Annotated in this window: 15 protein-coding genes; 8 read left to right on the top strand and 7 right to left on the bottom strand. The window is 67.5% G+C overall.

Going from position 1 to position 19,410, the window contains the following annotated elements; all coding sequences use genetic code 11:
* Window positions 1-61: 61 nt before the first annotated feature.
* The 8 genes from Pla175_RS06335 (at window position 62) to Pla175_RS06300 (ending at window position 10,909) form a co-directional block, all read left to right on the top strand.
* Complete coding sequence (locus tag Pla175_RS06335) at window positions 62-1,621, top strand: PEP-CTERM sorting domain-containing protein (RefSeq protein ID WP_145282235.1); 1,560 nt, start codon at window positions 62-64, stop codon at window positions 1,619-1,621.
* Window positions 1,622-1,934: 313 nt separating this feature from the next.
* On the top strand, window positions 1,935-3,080 hold the full coding sequence (locus tag Pla175_RS06330) for an alpha-L-fucosidase (RefSeq protein WP_231954217.1): 1,146 nt from the start codon (window positions 1,935-1,937) through the stop codon (window positions 3,078-3,080).
* Window positions 3,081-3,241: 161 nt separating this feature from the next.
* Entirely contained in the window at window positions 3,242-4,489 is a 1,248-nt protein-coding gene (gene pgl / locus Pla175_RS06325; RefSeq protein WP_197527306.1) for a 6-phosphogluconolactonase, read from the top strand.
* Window positions 4,490-4,499: 10 nt separating this feature from the next.
* Window positions 4,500-5,585, top strand: a complete 1,086-nt coding sequence (gene tal, locus Pla175_RS06320) for a transaldolase (protein ID WP_145282232.1) — start codon at window positions 4,500-4,502, stop codon at window positions 5,583-5,585.
* Between the two features lie 126 nt (window positions 5,586-5,711).
* Entirely contained in the window at window positions 5,712-6,983 is a 1,272-nt protein-coding gene (locus Pla175_RS06315; protein ID WP_145282229.1) for an NAD(P)/FAD-dependent oxidoreductase, read from the top strand.
* Between the two features lie 84 nt (window positions 6,984-7,067).
* On the top strand, window positions 7,068-7,667 hold the full coding sequence (locus Pla175_RS06310) for a histidine phosphatase family protein (RefSeq protein ID WP_145282227.1): 600 nt from the start codon (window positions 7,068-7,070) through the stop codon (window positions 7,665-7,667).
* Window positions 7,668-7,775: 108 nt separating this feature from the next.
* Entirely contained in the window at window positions 7,776-8,558 is a 783-nt protein-coding gene (locus Pla175_RS06305; RefSeq protein WP_145282225.1) for an SDR family oxidoreductase, read from the top strand.
* A gap of 2 nt (window positions 8,559-8,560) precedes the next feature.
* The gene (locus Pla175_RS06300; RefSeq protein ID WP_145282223.1) at window positions 8,561-10,909 is read left to right on the top strand and encodes a glycoside hydrolase family 15 protein; all 2,349 of its coding nucleotides are present in this window, start codon (window positions 8,561-8,563) and stop codon (window positions 10,907-10,909) included.
* Here Pla175_RS06300 and Pla175_RS06295 read toward each other — a convergent pair.
* From Pla175_RS06295 to coxB, 7 genes are all read right to left on the bottom strand, one after another.
* Window positions 10,906-12,636, bottom strand: a complete 1,731-nt coding sequence (locus Pla175_RS06295) for a chloride channel protein (RefSeq protein ID WP_145282220.1) — start codon at window positions 12,634-12,636, stop codon at window positions 10,906-10,908. The genes Pla175_RS06300 and Pla175_RS06295 overlap by 4 nt on opposite strands.
* 183 nt (window positions 12,637-12,819) lie before the next feature.
* Entirely contained in the window at window positions 12,820-14,244 is a 1,425-nt protein-coding gene (locus tag Pla175_RS06290) for a cytochrome b N-terminal domain-containing protein (RefSeq protein WP_145282218.1), read from the bottom strand.
* Between the two features lie 282 nt (window positions 14,245-14,526).
* Window positions 14,527-15,063 (bottom strand): QcrA and Rieske domain-containing protein, encoded by a 537-nt coding sequence (locus Pla175_RS06285; protein ID WP_145282216.1) that lies wholly within the window; start codon window positions 15,061-15,063, stop codon window positions 14,527-14,529.
* The gene (locus Pla175_RS06280; RefSeq protein WP_145282214.1) at window positions 15,060-15,296 is read right to left on the bottom strand and encodes a hypothetical protein; all 237 of its coding nucleotides are present in this window, start codon (window positions 15,294-15,296) and stop codon (window positions 15,060-15,062) included. Before Pla175_RS06280 ends, Pla175_RS06285 begins: the two co-directional genes overlap by 4 nt.
* Window positions 15,293-16,108 (bottom strand): cytochrome c oxidase assembly protein, encoded by an 816-nt coding sequence (locus Pla175_RS06275; RefSeq protein ID WP_145282211.1) that lies wholly within the window; start codon window positions 16,106-16,108, stop codon window positions 15,293-15,295. Before Pla175_RS06275 ends, Pla175_RS06280 begins: the two co-directional genes overlap by 4 nt.
* Window positions 16,108-18,336, bottom strand: a complete 2,229-nt coding sequence (gene ctaD, locus Pla175_RS06270; RefSeq protein ID WP_197527305.1) for a cytochrome c oxidase subunit I — start codon at window positions 18,334-18,336, stop codon at window positions 16,108-16,110. The genes Pla175_RS06275 and ctaD overlap by 1 nt, the downstream gene beginning before the upstream one ends.
* Complete coding sequence (coxB, locus tag Pla175_RS06265) at window positions 18,333-19,274, bottom strand: cytochrome c oxidase subunit II (RefSeq protein ID WP_197527304.1); 942 nt, start codon at window positions 19,272-19,274, stop codon at window positions 18,333-18,335. The genes ctaD and coxB overlap by 4 nt, the downstream gene beginning before the upstream one ends.
* Window positions 19,275-19,410 lie beyond the last annotated feature (136 nt).

Raw genomic sequence — 19,410 nt, 5'->3', positions numbered from 1 at the left:
TGACTTCGGACTATTCAAATCCCTTGATGACGGCCAAAACAGCCCCGGAGTATCCGCAGCCATGACCCAAAGCGTCCCCGAACCAAGATCGTTCGCGCTGGTAGCGCTTGCCGGCCTGGCCTGCGCGGCCGGGCTGCTCCGCAGAACGCGCGTCGCCCCCGCGCCGTGCGTAGCGCTGCTGCTCGCGGCCACAGCGGCAATGCTCCTGCCGGCTCAGCACGCCGCAGCGGCGGTAGTCACTTGGGGGCCGGCCACGGCGATCAGCACGGGGCCCGGCAACTCGTCGGACGTCGTCTTCGGCGACGTGGTCGAGGCCTTCACGGCGACAACGCCCAACAGCCCGCAGGCGGGGATGAACGTGACCGTGAACGGCGTTACGTTTGTGGCGACCTCTAGCTTGCTGCCGACATCGCTGCTCGCGACCAACGACTTTTCTACGACCACGAACGGGGGCGACCCGGAGTACGACCAACTAGTAAGCACCCTCTCCTACGGCGGCGGCGGAGACCCCTTCACGATTACTCTTGGCGACGGCGACGGGGACACCTCCGTGCTCGGGTCGGGGTTGTTGACCGTGGGTAAACAGTACCAGATCCAGCTCTGGTTTGTGGATAGTCGGAACACCCGGGTGATGCAGTTCGGCGATGGCAACGGCAACACGGTCGACCTCGACGATCAGTTCGCCATTGGCGCCTTCATCGCGGACGCAACGACCCAGGACATCACCCTCGACGCGGTCGGCTTCGGCAACGCCCATTTCACCGCCTACGTGACTACCGGCGAACTCGAGTTGCCCACCGTCACGGTCAACACCCTCACCGGCGCCGTTGTGCTTTCCAACCCAACGTCGAAGACGTTCGACATGGACCTGTACCGCCTGTCGGGGCCCGCCGGATCGCTCAATCCCGCAGGCTGGAACAGCCTAGAAGACGCGACCCCCAACCAGGGCCAGGACCTGGCCGAGTTCCCCCGCGGCGACGGCCAGGGCAACGGCTGGGAAGTGCTGGGCACGCCGGGCTCAACCTCGCTGGCCGAGGCGTTCCTGGGCGGCAGCTCGGAGCTGGGGATCGGAGACTCCATCTCACTGGGTAACGCCTTCGACACCCAAGGCCCCGGCGCCAACGCCCTCAGCTTTGAGTTCCGGTCTCCTACCGGCCTCGTCCTCAACGCGAACATCGAGTACGTGAGCACCCAGGTCGCCGGCGACTACAACGGCAACGGCCTCGTCGATGCCGCCGACTACACGGTGTGGCGTGACTCCCTCGGCGCCACCGGCGCGGGTTTGGCGGCGGACGGCGACGGGAACAACGTGGTGAACCAGCTCGACTATACGTACTGGAAGAGCCGCTTCAGCAACACCGCCGCCCTGGGGGGTGTTGACGCGGCGCCCGTCCCCGAGCCGGCGGCAGCCACGCTCGCCCTGATCGGCCTGGCGGGGGCCATGGGGCTGACCCGGCGCCGGCGGAAAGGGCCAAGGACGCGGACCCCCGGGTTGGACGCAACAACGTTTGTCGCCGCCAACGTCACAAGCAAGGTCCCTACCTGGGTACTCTGGCCGGGGAACGTGAACAAGGACGGCGCTGTGAATAGCGGCGACGTGGCGCTGTTCGTGGCGGGGTGACCAAGCCAGAACCTCATCGCGGGAGGGTCTGGGTCCGTCGCTGTCGGCGACTGGAACACCTAGGACCGCGGCGACATAAAGCTCAACGGCGTCGTCAATCGCGCGTCTGCGCAATGCTCTACGTTTGCGTCGGAGTGCCGGCTAGCGACCACTTGACTCACGCTGCCGGCTGGGAGGGCGACCACAATAGCAACGGCGCCCCCCGGGTGCGGAGGGATCGACTATACTGGAAGCCGCCCGCCGGACTGACTTCGGTCCACCGACCGCTCTGACGGCGCCTGAGTTTCGCTCAACCAACCGCGTGAAAATAGGCATGATGATGAATCGACGCGACTTTATCCAAGCGGGCGTCGCCGCCGCCGCCTGCGGCGCCATCGCTCGCAGCGACTCCGCGTGGAGCCAAGCCCCCGCCGCCAGTCGGGCCGTCGGCTCGACGCCGTCGTACCTCAGCGACGTTTCGGAGCTCTACCAGCAAGACCCCCGCAAGGCAGCGGTGCAGTGGTTCCGCGACGCCAAGTTTGGCCTGTTCCTTCACTACGGGCTCTACTCGCTGCTGGGCCGCCACGAGTGGGTGCAGTACAAGGAGAAGATCCGCGTCGCGGAGTACGCCAAGCTGGTCGATCGCTTTCGGGCCGACCGCTTCGACCCCGACAGGATCACCGACATGGCGCTCGACGCCGGCATGAAGTACATCAACCTAACGACGCGGCATCACGACAGCTTCTGCCTATTCGATTCGAAGTACACGGACTTCAAGAGCGTCAACAGCCCCGCCAAGCGGGATTTCGTCGGCGAGTTCGCCGAGCAGTGCGCCGCCAAGGGGCTCGGGTTCTACCTGTACTACTCGCACGGGCGCGACTGGCGGCACCCGCATGCCCCCAACAACGGAGATTGGGGCGGCGCCGCCCGTCCCGACTACGACCCTCGTGAGTCGCACTACAAGTACGGCGACGAGCACGACCTGCAGGTCTACGTTGAGTTCATGCACAACCAGATCACGGAGCTGCTGACCAACTACGGGCCCATCGGCGCGATCTGGTTGGACGGCCACGCGACCCCGGCGTCGCGGCCCAACAAGATGGGGCAGTTCAAATGCCAAGAACTCTACGACCACATCCACGCGCTCCAGCCGCAGGTCCTGGTGTCGTACAAGCAGGGCCTGCTCGGCACAGAAGACTTCAGGGCGCCTGAACGGAACTGGAAGGGCGAGTCCGACGTGCCGCTAGAGATCTGCGACACCCTCCAGCCGCATGGCTGGGGGTACACCAAGGCGGACGACGGCAAGCACAAGTCGGCCGACCAAGTGATGCAGATGCTCAAGTCGGCCGAGAAGAGCCGCGCGAACCTGCTGCTCAACAGCGGCCCCATGCCGGACGGTTCGATCCCTCCGGAAGACGTGAAAGCCCTAGAGCAGGTCGGCCAGCGGTTGCGACGCCGGCAAGCCAACCCCGGGTCGTGATCGGCCGTGCGCCGGCATTTATCCGTTAGTTCCTAGCAGCCCCCTGCCCCGCTTCGTGCGCCTCCGGCAAGCCCCTTGTGGGCGAACCGGCTCGATCACGGTAAGCTGTGCTCCCAAAGGCGTGTCGCCCAACGGGATAACGCAGCAACAGGGGAACAAGCATGCGAGTCGGGATCGCCGCAGACCATGGGGGGCTGTCGCTGAAGTTGGAGCTCGCCCAGTGGCTGCGTGACGCGGGGCACGAGGCAGTCGACTTTGGCGCCAATGAGCTCTGCTCGGAGGACGACTACCCCGACTTTGTCCTGCCACTCGCCGAGGCGCTGGCCGCGGGTCGGATCGAGCGCGGCGTGGCGGTTTGCGGCAGCGGCGTGGGCGCCTCGATCGCCGCGAACAAAGTGGCCGGCGTCCGTGCGGCGCTCATCCACGACGTGTTTTCTGCCCACCAGGGGGTGGAGGACGACGACATGAACATCGTTTGCCTGGGTGGGCGGGTGATCGGGCCCTCGCTGGCGATGGAGGTAGTAACCGCCTTCCTCGGCGCACGCTTTACGCACGCCGAGCGCCACCTCCGACGGCTGGGCAAGGTGCTGGAGCAAGAGCGACGCACGGGCGCCTCCGCCGGCCGCGGGGCCGAGGTAGAAATCTACGACGATGTCGACGCCGTGAGCGCCGCGGCCGCGCGGCTGTTCCTGGCCGAGGCGCAGAAAGCGGTGGCGCTGCGGGGGCGTTTTTGTGTGGCCCTCTCTGGGGGGGAGACCCCGCGCCGCACGTTCGAGCTGCTGGCCAAGCCCCCGTATCGCGACAGCGTGCCTTGGCCCCAGGTGCACGTGTTCTGGGGAGACGAACGCTGCGTCGGGCCCGACGACCCCCGCAGCAACTACCGCATGGCGCGGCTGGCATTGCTAGAGCAGGTGCCGATCCCCACGAGTCAGGTCCACCCGATCGACGGCTCGGTCGACCACGCCACGGGCGCTCAGCGCTACGACGCGCTGCTCAGCGCCCAGTTCCCCGAGGGCGTCCGCTTCGATCTGGTGATGCTGGGGCTGGGGGAAGACGGGCACACCGCGTCGTTGTTCCCCGGCGTGGCGGCGCTAGACGAACAACGTCAGCTAGCGGCCGGCGTGCCGGCGCCCGTGCCGGGGCCCGACCGGGTAACGCTCACCGCGGCAGCGCTGAACACCGCCCGCACCGCGGCGTTCCTGGCCGCCGGCGCCGCCAAGGCGGAGGTGCTGCAGGCCGTGCTCGAAGGCCCCAAGACCCCCGCCCGGCTCCCTTCGCAGCTCATCCGCCCCACGCGGGGGGGGCTGCTGTGGCTAGTCGACCGGGCCGCGGCCCGCGCGGTCGAACACCTGGCGGCAGAGCCGCACAGTTCGGCCAACCACTACAACCTCATGCTGAATCCCTCTTAGGAGCGACACGATGAAAGCGACCCAATCTCTTCACGAACTGGGCCAGAGCCTGTGGCTCGACAACATCACGCGCGAGCTCATGCAGAGCGGCACGCTGAGCCGGTACATCGACGAGCTGAGCGTGACGGGGCTGACCTCGAACCCCACGATCTTTGAGAAGGCGATCGGCGGCAGCAGCGACTACGACGAATCGATCCGCAAGAAGCACCAGCAGGGCAAGTCGGGCGAGGCGCTCTTCTTCGAGCTGGCGATCGAAGACTTGCAGCGGGCGGCCGACCTGTTCCGGCCCGTGTACGACCGCACCAACGGCGTCGACGGCTGGGTGTCGCTCGAGGTCTCGCCGCTGCTGGCCCACGACACGGCCGGCACGATCGCCGCGGCCAAGGACCTGCACGCCCGCGCGGCGCGGCCCAACCTGTTTATCAAGATCCCGGGCACGCCCGAAGGGGTCCCCGCGATCGAAGAGGCGATCTTCTCCGGCGTGCCGGTGAACGTGACGCTGCTCTTTTCGCGCGAGCAGTACGTGGAGGCCGCGGACGCGTACCTGCGGGGCGTGGAGCGGCGTATCGCCGCCGGGATGAACCCGAAGGTGGGCTGCGTGGCGTCGCTGTTCATCAGCCGCTGGGACGTGGCCGTGCAGGACAAAGTCCCCAAGGAGCTGCGGAACCAGTTGGGGATCGCGGTCGCGGGGCAGGCGTACGTGGCGTACCGGCTGATGATGGAGTCGCCGCGTTGGCAGCGGATCTTCAACGCGGGCGCCGACCGGCAGCGGCTGCTGTGGGCCAGCACCGGCACCAAAGACCCGGCGGCCCCCCCTGCCCTGTACGTGCAGGCGCTGGCCGCCCCGCTGACCGTGAACACCCTGCCCGAAGCCACGCTCAAGGCGGTGGCCGAGCACGACGCCATGCACAAGATGATGCCGGCCCACATCCGCGACTACGAGCACATGCTCGAGGCGTTCGCCAAGGCGGGGGTCGACGTCACAGCGCTGAGCCAGCAGCTTCAGCGCGAGGGCGCCGAGTCGTTCAGCAAGAGCTGGAACGCGTTGTTGGCGAGCATCGAAAAGAAGAGCAGCGCGCTGGCAGGCGCCAAATGAAACCGCCAATGAACGCGGATGGCCGGCCGGTGACGAGGGCTGCCCATCGGCTTTAATCCGCGCCGATCGGCTGTTGCATCTACTCTGTTTGTCCCCGTGTGTTCTGTCTCCTTTGAGAAGCCCGCTATGGTGAAGTCTCGGGTCGTGATCGCCGGCGGGGGGTTCGCCGGCGCGTACTGCGCGCGTCGCCTCGAACGGCTCGCGCCGGAGGGGACCCAGGTGGTGCTGATCAACCCGCGCAACTACTTCGTGTTCTTCCCGCTGCTGGTGGAGGCGGCGACCTCCGCGCTCGAGCCCCGGCACGTGGTGGCGCCGCTGCGGCAGTTCCTCCGCAAGACGCGGCTGGTGATGGCCCAGGTCGAGAGCGTCGACATCGCCAAGCAGCAAGTGGTCGCCGCGCCTGAGCTGGGCGAGCCGATCACGTTCGGGTACGACCACCTGGTGCTGGCGCTGGGGAGCGTGAACATGGTCCCGGACGTCCCCGGCTTGAAGCAGCACGGCTACTTCATGAAGTCGCTGCCCGACGCGCTGCTGCTGCGCGACCGCGCGATCGGCATGCTGGAGATGGCGGACGCCAGCGACGACGACCAACGCCGCCGGGCGCTGCTGAGCTTCGTGGTGGTGGGCGCCAGCTACACCGGCATCGAGGTGGCCGGCGAGTTCTTCGACTTCCTCCAAGACGCCAGCCGGCTCTACCCGCGGATCGACAAGAAAGAGATCCGCGTGATCGTGGTGCAACGCGGCGGCCGCATCCTAGACACGATGAGCGAGGCCCTCTCCAGCCGCGCGGCCGAACTGCTGACGCGGCGCGGGCTTGAGATCGTGACGTCGGACACCGTGGTCAACATCGACTCATCTTCCGCCACCCTGGCGAGCGGCCGGGTAATCGCCACGCACACGGTGGTGTGGACCGCGGGGATCGCGGCGCCGCCGCTGCTGGGGGAGCTGGGCCTGCCGGTGGAGCACCACGGTTACCTGAGCTGCGAGCCCGACCTGCGTGTCGCCGACACGACCAACGTGTGGGGCATCGGCGACTGCGCCGTGAACCCGGACCCCGACGGCCACCCCTACCCGCCGACCGCACAGCACGCGTTGCAGGAAGGCGAGCAAGCGGCCCGCAACATCGTTGCGACGCTGCGTGGCAAGCCGACCGAGCCGCTGGTGTACAAGTCCAAGGGGACGCTGACCCCGCTGGGTGGGGGCCGCGCGATCGCCGAGGTGTTCGGCATGCACTTCACCGGTCGGATCGCTTGGCTGATGTGGCGGACCGTTTACCTCTCGAAGATGCCCGGGCTGGGCCGCAAGGCGCGCGTGGGGCTCGATTGGTTGCTCGACATGTTCTTTCGAAGGGACTGCTCGCAGCAAGGGTTTCACCTGCCGCACGACGACCCTCCGTGACCCCCCGGCGGCGGTGCGACGCCGGCCCGTCGCATCGCGGGACTCCTCCCACCACCTAACGACGTCCCGACCCAAAGCGCCGCGATGCAGCAACGCCTCTACCTGATTCGGCACGGGCAGACCGAGTGGTCGCTCAACGGTCGGCACACCGGGAGCTCCGACATCCCGCTGACAACGCAGGGCGAAGACCAAGCGCGACGCCTCGGGGAGCAGCTTTGCCTGGTGCGCTTCGCCCACGTCTTCACCAGCCCCCTCCGTCGTGCCCGGGAGACCTGCGAGCTCGCCGGGCTCGTCGCGTCGGCCCAGGTTGACGCCGACCTGCGGGAATGGGACTACGGCGAGCAGGAGGGGCTCACCTCGCGCGAGATCCACGCGGTGCGGCCGGCGTGGAACCTGTTCCGCGACGGCGGCAGCGGCGGCGAGAGCCCCACGCAGGTTGCCGGTCGCGCCGACCGGGTGATCGAGAGGCTCCGCCGGCTGGAGGGCAATATCGCGATCTTCTCGCACGGGCACTTCGGCCGCGTGTTGGGGGTGCGATGGATCGGTTGGAGCGTGCAGCAGGCGCAGCACCTGCTGCTCGATACGGCGTCGATCAGCACCCTGGGCCTCGACGACAAGCACGCAAACACGCCGGTGCTGGCCGTATGGAACTACACGAACGACGCGCTGCGGGCAGAGCCGTAGCCGAGGCCGGCGGCGCTGGGGTGATCGCGTACCGGGCCGGGTCGCCCTAGAATCGTCCTGTTCCCGCAGGCGTCCCTGCGCGTCCGTTCACCCAGAGGGATTGCAGAGATGGACCTGAAGCTTGCGGGTAAACGCGCGCTGGTGACCGGGGGCTCCTCGGGACTCGGGGAAGGGATCTCGCTCGCCCTGGGCAAGGCCGGCGCGAAGGTGGCCGTCAATTATCGATCGCACCCGGAAGCCGCCGACGCCATCAAGGGCCAGATCGAAACCGCGGGGGGTGAGGCGACGACGTTCCAGGCAGACGTCACCGACAGCGCCGGCGTCGCCGCGATGTTCGCCCACCTCGACTCGCAGTGGGGCGGCATCGACCTGCTGGTGAACTGCGCAGGGATCGACGGGCCGCGGGCAGACTCTTGGGAATGCGACCCGGACCAATGGCGCCGCGTGCTGGAGATCAACCTGATCGGAGCGTTCTCGTGCAGCCGCGAAGCGCTTCGGCGGATGATCCCGCAGAAGTCTGGGGTGGTGCTGAACATCACCTCTGTCCACGAGAAGATCGCCTGGAGCGGGTACAGCGCCTACACGGCCAGCAAGGCGGGGCTGTCGATGCTAACCAAGACCATGGCCCAAGAAGCGGGGCCGCACGGGGTGCGCGTTGTCTCCCTGGCGCCGGGGGCCATCCGGACGCCGATCAACAAGAGCGTGTGGAGCGATCCAGCGCAGATGAAGGACCTGATGTCGAAGATCCCGCTCGACCGGATCGGTGAAGTAGACGACGTCGCCAAGATGGCCGTGATGCTGCTCTCGGACGCCGCCGGCTACGTGACCGGGACAACTGTTTTCGTCGATGGCGGGATGACAGATTACCCAAGCTTCGAACAAGGGGGATGAAAATGCCCAACGAGAACGCCCCCGGCTCGCCGGGCATCGACCCCACATGGTGCTCCAGCGCCAAAGACCTGGTAACCACCGCGCTCGGCGCCAGCCGGGTGTGGGTGACGCTCGGGTACGGGATCCTGAACGAGGTGTTCTGGCCCTCGACCGGGCAGCCGCAGATCCGCGACCTCGGCTTCATCGTCGCCGGCGGGGGCCGCTGGACGGAGCTCAAACGGCTGGGAAACTACACGGTCGCCACCCCAGAGCCGTACGTCCCGTTGCCGACGATCGTCCACCGCGGCGAGGGGTTTACCGTCACCTTAGAGATTGCGCCGGACGATCGCCGCGACGTGGTGTTGGTGCGCTACCGCTTAGAGCAAGAGACTTCTTCCGACGCGGACCGGCTGCGTCTCTACCCGCTGCTGGCGCCCCGGCTCGGCAGCCGTGGCCGCGACAACACCGCCTGGGTGGAGCACGGCGCGCTGATGGCCTCTCAGGGCGACTGCGCGTTGTGCCTGCAAGACACGGCCGGCTTCGCCCGCGGGTCGGCCGGCTACGTCGGCCGTAGCGACGGCTGGCAAGACTTCCGTAAGAACGGCCGGATGGACTGGACCTACCCCCGCGCCGAGCAGGGCAACGTGGCGTTGATGGGGGAGCTGGACGCGCAAGAAGGGGTCCTGGCGATCGGCTTCTCCGGCACGGTGGTCGGCGCCCACACGCTGGTTGGCTCGAGCCTGGCCGAAGGGTTTGGCGCCATCCGCGACCGCGCCCTGGAGAGCTGGACCGAGTGGGGAGAGTCGCTGCGGTGCCCGGGCGACGCCGCCTCCCCCTACCGCTCGCTGACGCTCCGCAGCGCCACGGTGCTCAAGGTGTGCGAAGACAGGCACTTCCCCGGCGCGGTGGTGGCGAGCCTCAGCATCCCCTGGGGCAACTCGCACGACGACCTCGGCGGGTACCACCTGGTGTGGGCGCGCGACTCGGTCGAGGCGGGCTTCGGCATGATCGCGGCGCAGCACTACGACGAGGCGCGCAGCATGGCCTCATACCTCATCGCCACCCAGCAAGAGGACGGGCACTGGAGCCAGAACTTCTACCCCGACGGCACCCCCTACTGGAAAGGGGTCCAGCTCGACGAAGCGGCCTTTCCGATCTTGCTGGTCGCCAAGCTCTACGAGCTCGGCCAAGGGGACGGGCTGACCGGCGCCGAGGCCATGGTGCGCCGCGCGGCCGGGTTCTTGATCCGGTCGGGCCCGATCTCTCCGCAAGACCGCTGGGAAGAGAACGCCGGCATCAGCCCGTTCACGCTGGCGGTCACCATCGCGGCGCTGGTTGCGGCCGCGGAGCTGCTGAGCGACTCCGCGGAACGCGACGAGTGCCTGGCGTACGCGGACTTCCTCAACCGCCGCGTTGAGGACTGGCTGTATGTCCGCGATACGGAGCTGTGCAAGAAATACGGCGTCGACGGCTACTACTTGCGGATGGCGGTCCGCGACATCTTTGCCGGCAGGCACGGGCCGCTCCCCATCGCCAACCGAGGGGGGCTGACGCTCCCCGCCGAGGAGGTCGTCAGCCTCGACTACCTGTACCTGGCGCGGCTGGGACTACGCCCGGCGGACGACCCGCGTATGCGGGCGACGCTGAAGGTGATCGAGGGCGAGCTCGCGGTCGATACGCCCAACGGCGTGTCGTACCACCGCTACAACGAAGACGGGTACGGCGAGCACGCCGACGGCGCCCCGTTCGATGGGCAGGGGATCGGCCGGCTGTGGCCGCTGCTCACGGGCGAGCGGGGCCACCTGGCGGTCCAGCAGGGCGAGGACGCGGCCCCCTACCTGCGTGCGATGGCCGCCATGACCGGCCCCGGCGGGATGCTGCCCGAACAGGTGTGGGACGCCCCCGCCATCCCGGCGCGACGCCTGACCCCGGGGGCGCCCACCGGCAGCGCGATGCCGCTGCTGTGGGCGCACGCCGAGTTCATGAAGCTGGTGGCCGCCCAGCACGACGGCAAGCCGATCGAGCTGCTCGACGCCGTAGCCAAGCGCTGGGGCGCCAAGCGGCCCGAGCCGGCCGTGTGGCGTTGGCGCCCGGACGCCCCCTTTGAGGCGCTGCCGCCGGGCGTCGGCCTGCGGGTCGAGGACGGCAAGCCCTTCCGGCTGCACTACGCGATGGTCGCCGGCGGGGGCGACCTCGACGGAGACTGGCCAGACGTGCAAGAAGCCCGGTCCCAACCGGCGCCGTTTGGCATGTACGCCGTCGGCTTCGCTGCGAAGCAGCTCAAGGGGCTGGCGGGCTGCAAGCTCACGCTCTTCTACGAAGAAGCCAACCAGTGGGAAGGGGTCGACCACACGATCGCGCTGGGCGGCTAGGAAAACAGCTCCGCTAGCTCGGTGCGGTACGAACTGATCTCCTGCACGGAGAGCACACCCAGCACGTCCTCGACGCGCGCAGAATCGGGCCGAGAAGAGACGACCGCGCACGCCGTCTTGGCCAGTTTCATCTTGCGCAGCGCGTCGACCAGCGGCTCGTCGGGGGCCAAGATCACGAGGTCGCCGGGGGCCTCCGCGCCGCGGTTGACGGGCGCCTCGCCGGGCGCCACCAAGCGTTGGACCTCGCCGCCGTGGACAACGATCGTTGCGATCGTCGGGGACGCGGTCAGGGGGGAGGCCGCCTCGATCACCGAGAAGCTGCCGGACATCACGTGCGAGACGTTCCTGGCGTCGTCGAGCGCGGCCTGCAAACCTTCGGGCACCACGTGGCCGCGACGCAGCAGCTTGATGGTGTAGATGCTTCCGGGCGAGAAGTGCTTCCGCACGGCGCAGGCCAGGATCATCGTCGTGATCACCGGCAGCATCACGTTGTTGTCGTCGGTCATCTCGTGCAGCATCACCGCGGCGGTCACCATTGCGCCGGTCGAGGCGCCGATCATGGCGGCCATGCCGGCCAGGGCGAAGGCGAGCGTATCGACCTGCGCCTCCGGCAGCGCCGTCTTGATCGCCAGCCCACAGGCCGCCCCCAACGTGGCGCCGACGTACATTGCCGGCGAGAAGATCCCCCCCGAGCCCCCCGACCCCAGGGTCAAGAACGTGGCGACCAGCTTCAGCGCGCACAGCAGCAGCAGGAAGGCGGGATTGGTGAGCGCCCCGGACAGCACGTCTACGATGGTGCCGTAGCCGATCCCCGCCACGTAGTACTTGCCCTGCCACTGGAACATCGCAAACAGCAGGCTCCCCACGATGGTCATCCCGAACACGTGGCGGGTGTACGCGCCCCCCGGCATTGCGTCGAAGCGGTCCTCGGTCCAGTACATCCCCTTCACGAACACGATCGACGCCAGGCCCATCACGAGCCCGAAGGGGACGAACAGCAGCAGGCCCCAGGGGGATTCCAGATGGAAATCGGTGATGCGGAGCGGCTCGATGTCGAACGCCGGGTGGGTGCCCAGCAGCGCCCGGCCGATGTAAGTGGCGGTGACCGTCGCCGTCGCCACGGGCAGCAGCGTCCGCACGTTGACCGAGATCAAGAGCAGCTCGATCGCAAAGACGATCCCGCCGAGCGGCGCGTTGAAGGTAGCCGCGATCCCCGACGCTGCGCCGGCGGCCACCAGGGTGATCCGCTGCCGGGTGGGGAGACGCATGATCTGCCCGAGCGTCGACCCAAACGCGCTGCCGATCTGGATGATGGGCCCTTCTCGGCCGACCGACCCGCCGCTGCCGATGCACACCGCAGAGGCCAGCGACTTCACCGCCGCGACCACCGGCCTGATGTTGCCGCGTCCGTAGTGGATGGCGTCGATCACCTCGGGGACGCCGTGCCCCTTGGCCTCGGGGGCAAAGGTTTTGACAAGCCAAGCGACGATCACCGCGCCGATCATCGGGACCGCGATCACCCAGGGGCCCCAGGGGTTCTCCAGCGTGTGTGCGTTGGCGTCGTAGGCGAGCTGGAACTTGCCGAGGAAGAAGAGGTTGTGGAACATGCCGATCAACAAGCGGAACACCCACGCCCCCAGCCCGCCGATGGCGCCGACCGCCAGCGACAGCACGCACATCACCAGCAGGTTCTGCTGTGGGTCGGACTTGGCGTGTTGGATCGTCATTGGATGGAAGTAGGACCGCCTAGAGAAAAATAAGTCGAACCACGGATAGCACAGATTTCACGGACTGATCATGCAGCCGAGCGATACCAACCAAAAGCGTATCAGCCATCGGCTAACAGCTTCCGCCTCGAAAAATCCTGGCCGCTTCATCCGTGACATCCGTGCTATGCGTGGTTCTTACCGTCACTCGCCGGGCGAGTGCGCCGGCGTTCCCCCGTCACGCGACTGCAAGAACGCCACCAGCAGCGAGAGCCGCTCGGAATCGATGCTTCCAGCGAACGCGGGCATGTTGTAGCCGCCGTTGTTGATGCGGATGATCAGCTCGTCGCGGGAGAGCTGCCGGCCGATGTCGGAGAGATCGGGGCCGCGATGGCCCCCCAGGCCGCCGACGGCGTGGCAGAACAAGCAGCCCTTCTCGTGGGCGATGACCGCGCCTTGGGCGACGGGGCCCCCGTCGACGCCGACCACGCTCTCGGGCAGCAGCGGCACGCCGAAGTCGGGGGACCACGGCTCGCGGTAGCCGTAGATGGTGAGCACCACGAAGCCGGCCAGCGACGCCACGACGATCCCTATCGCCCAGGGGCGTTTGCTAGGCGCCCGGTGCCCCTTGCCGCAGAACAGCGGCAAGCAGAACAGCACCAAGAAGCCGACCACGGGGACGCCCAGGATGAACCACAGCTCAAACGAAGGGGGCACGAGCGACAGCACCGCGAAGTACCACCAGAAGTACCAGTCGGGCATCGGGTTGGCGTTGATGCTGGCCGGGTCGGGGGGGGCGTCGAGCGCCGGCGGGCCGAAGACCGCGGCGCAGCCCACGATCGTGGCGACCACCGCTGCGCTAAACACCACGTCTCGCCAGATGGCGTCGGGCCAGAAGGGAACGCCCGTGGCGGCGAGCCGGGCCTTGTACTCGCTCTTGTAGGTGGCCGGATCGACCGGCTGCTCCGCGTCGGGCATCTCCGACACGCCGTGCCGGAACAGCAGGAACAGGTGCAGCCCCACCCCCGCAAAGATCACGCCCGGCAGCACGAAGACGTGGTAGACAAAGAACCGGGTCAGGGTCGAGCCCCCGACGGTCTCGCCCCCCATCAAGAAATCGGAGATCAACGGACCAACCAGCGGCGCGCGCGCCGCCATCTCGGTCGCCACGAACACCGACCACACGCCGTTCGCGTCCCAACGCAACAACTGCCCCGTGAAGGCCATCCCCAACACGGCGAAGAACAACACCACGCCGGTCATCCAGTTCAGCTCGCGCGGGTACTTGTAGGCCGCGTGCAGGTAGACCTGCGCCAGGTGGATCACCACCAGCATCACCATCGCCGAGGCGCCGTAGGCGTGCATGCCCCGCAGCAGCGAGCCAAACGGCGCCTGCTCGGTGATAAACTTCAGGCTCTCGTACGCCTGGTCACCGGCAGGCACGTAGGCCATCGCCAGGCAAACGCCCGAGGCGACCTGCACCAAGAACGCGGTCAGCGTGGCGCTGCCAAACACGTACCACCAACGGGCGTCGCGCGGCACGATGTGCGTCAGCAACGGCAGGAAACACTCGGTATAGCCGATCCGGCTATCGATCCAGTCCCACGCTTGTTGTCGACGCTGCTTCATAGCGATCGCGGTTGGTCGGCACGACTTGATGCAGGAGAAAGGTTTACCACAGAGTCGCAGAGAACACGGAGACGAACAGAGAGAACTGACCCGCCGAGGGACGCAGATGAACGACGGTTAGGAACACCAAAGCATTGTTCTCTATCTGCGTTCATCTACGCCGATCGGCGGTTCCCTACCGTCTTCTTTGTGCGTTTTCGTGCCTTTTCGTGGCCATCGTCATCCGTGAAATCCGTGCTATGGGTGGTCCCGTTCTTCGCAGCAGAAAAACTAGTCGCCCGCCTAGATCGGCGTGGTGGTAAGCGGCACGGCCGCGGTGAGGATCTCGACGACCCCGTCGCGCACGCGCACCTGGTAGCGGGCCAGCGGCTCCGGCGGCGGGCCGCCGGCTACGTCGCCGTTGCTGTAGTAGACGCCGCCGTGGCACGGGCACATGAACAGGCTCGCGGTTTCGACCCAGCGGACGGGGCAGCCCAGGTGGCGGCAGTTGATGCTGAACGCGATGAACTCGCTCTCCCCGGCGCGCCTCAGCCACGCGCCCGTCTTGGCGGTGGTCCCTGCCCAGGGCTCGGGGGACGGGTCTTCGAACTCTACCAGCACCGTCGCCCCCGGCTTGAAGTCTTCCAGCTTCCCGACGCTCCGCCACTTCTGCACCCGTGACCGGAACAGCGGCGCCAACACAAACCCCAGCCCGGGCGTAACCATTAGCGCGCCGATGACCCCCGAGAGGGCCAGCGTAAGCCGGGTGTGGAACGCGCGGCGGTCTGGGGCTTCGCCGCAACAGGGGCGCTCCTTGGGTGGACCGGCTGTCTGGTTCATGGCCGCCCCTCCCAGGCGAGCACGATCTCGCCGATCCAGCGCCGCAGCGCCCACGCCGAGAGCGCGGCGCCCCCGATCGACATGAACCACAACGCGCCGATGTTCAGGCTCACCGCCATCAGGCCCCAGAAGGTCATCGCGACCCCCATCGCCAGCGCTACGGGGGCGAAGGTGGGCGCCGGCGGCGCCTGGTCGGGGAGCGTGGTAGCTGCCGTGGTCGTCTCGGGCTTCATGGCGTTCCTACGGTCTGGTTGGCTGCGCCCGTTGCGCCGCCAAATTCTTGCTCGGTCTCGGCGTACCAGCGGCTCAACAGGCCGACGATGGCGCCGGTGTACAGCACGCACGGGGGGACCCACATCAGCAGGCCCGCCAGGTGCTGATCAACGCCCGGCGTGATCCCCATGTCGTACAGCGACCCCAGCACCCCGATGCGGTCGACCGGGCTGGCGAACGCGGGGCAGACCGAGAGCGTAGCGAACGTGATGTAAACGCCCAACAGCGTACACGCCAAGCAGGCAGAAAAAAGGTAGAGGATGCCGGTGAGCGGGGGGAGCCGGTAGCGGTCGCTCGGCGCGTAGATGGGCCACCAGAACGCCAGGCCCGCGGCGACGAGCGACACGTCTCGCAGCACACCCAGCGCGGGGCTGCCGACCGCCGCGCTGCACAACTGCGGCACGTGCCACAGCCACATGGCGCCGACCCCGCAGGCCCAGCCGACCCCCGGCCTAGCAAAAAAGCGGGCGGTCCGATCGCCCGCGGAACCGTCTCCCCCAGAGGCGGCCCTCCCCCGCGGCAGGCTCATCAGCAGGCACACCGGCAGCACCAGCAGCAGCACCAGGTGCTGGGCCATGTGGGCGCTAAACAGGTACCCCTCGGCCAGCACGCCGACGGGCGAGACGTACGCCAACGCCAGCACCGCCGCTCCGCCGATCAGCGCGAGCCACCGCACAGCGGTGCGGTCGCGCACGATCACCGGGTACGCCGCGAGCATCGCGGCGACCACTAGCCACACGCTCGAGGTCCAGTTCCACCATGGGCTATTCATCACGGCTTGAAGACCCCCAGGTAGATGGTCGCGAACACAGCAATCCAGACGACGTCAACGAAGTGCCAATAGACCCCTACCGCGCCCAACGGGCTAGACTGGCGCGCGGCGAAGCGGGCATCCTTGCCGATCGAGAACATAATCGCGAGCGCCACCAACCCGGCGGCCACGTGGAACGCGTGGAAGCCGGTGACGGTGAAGAAGGTGGCGGCGAACAGGTTGCTGTTGGCGTACACGCCGCCCGAGAGCAAACCCCAGTACTCCCAGGCCTGGCCCCCCAGGAAGACGATCCCCAGCACGATCGTCACCCCCAGCCAGCCGCGAAACGCCCGCTGCTTGCCGTACCGCAGGCGCCGCTCGGCGATCAAGAACGTCAGGCTGCTGGTCAGCAAGAAGACGCTGAAGACAGCCGTCCGCGGCACGTTGAGCACCGACGTGGCGGAGGGCCCATCGCCGTGGGGGCCGGTGTTGAAGATGACGTAACTCACCAACAGCAGCAGGAAGAAGACCGCCTCGGATACCACGAACGCCCAGGCGCACACGCGCGATCGATCGGGCCGCCACCCCCTGTCTTCGGGCGTTGCGGACGACTTCCAGTCGGCGTGCTCCGGGTAGTTGGCGTCCCACACAGGCCGCCGGCTCTTGATCTGGGGCAGCGAGGCGAAGTTCTCCTCGGGCGGGGGCGAGGTCGTGGCCCACTCCAGCGTGAAGGCGTCCCACGGGTTGTCTCCCGCGGTAGCGCCGCTGCGGAGGCTCTTCACGACATTCCACACCAGCACCACGGTGCCGACCACCATGAACACCACCGACGCCGAAGAAACGCCGTTCATTACGGCCCAGCCGGGGTTGTCTGCGTAGGTGTACACGCGTCTGGGCATGCCCATGGCGCCCAGCAGGTGCTGGATCATGAACGTGCCGTTGAAGCCCACCACCCACAGCCAGAACTGCCATTTGCCGAGCCGCTCGTCGAGCATCCGGCCGGTGATCTTGGGGAACCAGTAGTAGACGGCGGCAAACACGGCGAACACCACGCCCCCGACCAGCACGTAGTGGAAGTGCGCCACCACGAAGTAGGTGTCGGTCATCTGCCAGTCGATGGGCACCGCGGCGAACATGATGCCGGTCAGGCCGCCGATAACGAACTGGATCAAGAACGCGATGGCGAACAGCATCGCGGTAGTGAGCCGGATGGCGCCCCCCCACATCGTGGCGGTCCAGTTGAAGATCTTCACGCCGGTCGGCAGCGCGATGAGCATCGTCATCACGGAGAAGAAGATGTTGGCCCCCGTCCCCAGCCCCACGGCGAACATGTGGTGCGCCCAGACGCCGTAGCTGAGCAGCAGGATCACGGTGGACGACCCCGCCACGAACGCGTAGCCGTAGATCGGCTTGCGGGAGAAGACCGGGATGATCTCGGAGATCATCGCGAACGCCGGCAGCGCGAAGACGTACACCTCCGGGTGCCCGAAGATCCAGAAGAAGTGCTGCCACAGCAGGGCCGACCCGCCGCGCTGGGGCTGGAAGAACGCCGCGTCGAGCCAGCGGTCGATCGACAGCAGCGCCAACGCCGAGTTAAGCGGCGGGATCGTGATCAAAATCAGCAGCGCCTGCATCAGCATGATCCACACGAACAGCGGCACGCGTTGCAGGCTCATGCCCGGCGCGCGCATGCAGAGCACCGTCGCAACGATGTTGATGGCGCCCCCGATCGAGCCGATCCCCATCACGACCAGGCTGACGATCCAGTAGTCGATCCCCGGGCCCAGGTTGTACGGCTTGGTCGAGAGCGGGGCGTAGGCGAACCAGCCGGCGTCGGGCGCCGAGCCGGTCAGCAGGCTGAAGTACAGCAGGAAGGCGCCGAACGGCAGCATCCAGAAGCTCATCGCGTTGAGCCGGGGGAACGCGACGTCGCGGGCGCCGATCATCAGCGGCACCAGGTAGTTCGACATCCCCGTGAACACTGGCATCCCCACCAGGAACACCATGGTGGTGCCGTGCATGGTGAAGAGCTGGTTGAAGAGCTGCGGCGACAGGAAGGTGTTGTTGGGGACCGCGAGCTGGATGCGGATCAGCACCGCCTCGAGGCCGCCGACGATCAAGAACAACGCGGCGAGCAAGATGTACATCACGCCGATCTTCTTGTGATCGACCGACGCGACCCACGCCAGCAGCCCCGTGGGCGCCGCCTGGTGGGCCGATCCGCTTTGTGTGACGGGTTCGGCGCTCAATCCAGGGACTCCAGGTAGGCGACCAACTGCCGCACGTGCTCGTCGTTGAGCTGAAAGTTGGGCATCTTGCTGCCGGGCTTGACGCTTTGCGGGTCCTTCAACCAGCGGGTCAGGTTCTCTCGCGAGTTCTCCAGCACCCCTCCCCCCAGCTCTTTCCGCGAAGCGATGTCGGTCAGGTCGGGGCCGATCGTGGCGTCCGCTCGCGTCCCGCGGACGGTGTGGCAATTGGCGCAGGTCAGCGAGAAGAACAGCCGCTCGCCCGCCAGGGCGTCTGCCTCGGCGGGGTCGGCGGGCGCGCGGCCCGCCTTGGCCTGCCACCGGGCGTAGTCGCTGGGGCTGAGGGCGTAAACCTTGAAGTTCATCCAGGCGTGTTGCGTGCCGCAGTACTCGGCGCAACGCCCCTGGTACACGCCGGGCCGGTTCGCCTCGAGCCAGATGTAGTTCTCGCGTCCCGGGATGGCGTCCATCTTGCGGGCGAGCTGCGGCACCCAGAAGCAGTGGATCACGTCGGCCGATTGAAGCTTCACGCGGAGCCGCTTGCCCGTCGGGAGGTAGATCTCGTTGGCGGACACCAGGCCCGAGTCGCTGTAGGCGATCTCCCACCACCATTGGTGGCCGGTGACGGTGATGTCGGCCGCGCCCGCCTCGGCCTGCTCCAGGTGCACCTTGGGCACGGCGTTGATGGTCAGCACCAGGTTGGCGCTGATGGCGGTGATCCAGACCAGCACCACCAGCGGGCCCGCGATCCACACCATCTCGGTGCGGTGGTCGCCGAACGCCTGCTTCGGCAGCGCGCTGCGGCGCCTGCCCCGCCAGACCGCCACGACGATCAGCACCGCAACGATCGTGAAGATCGCGGTGCTGATCTGCAGCACCGTGACGAACAGGTCGAAAATCGCCTGCGCCTGCGGTGACTCTGGCTGAAAAACGGGGAACATGGCGGGTGGCGCGGGCTTAGATCCGTGGGTGACGCGGGCTATGGTACCACCCGCCCCGCCGCTGGCCACAGGCTTTCTCTGCATCGGCGCCCGATCGCTCGCGTTCGGGCCGCACGGCGCGACTGGCGTCGCTAGT

It is taken from the genome of Pirellulimonas nuda, from assembly GCF_007750855.1.
Lineage (GTDB): Bacteria > Planctomycetota > Planctomycetia > Pirellulales > Lacipirellulaceae > Pirellulimonas > Pirellulimonas nuda.
Note: the sequence above shows the minus strand (reverse complement) of the source record. Positions and strands in the feature narration are given on the sequence as shown.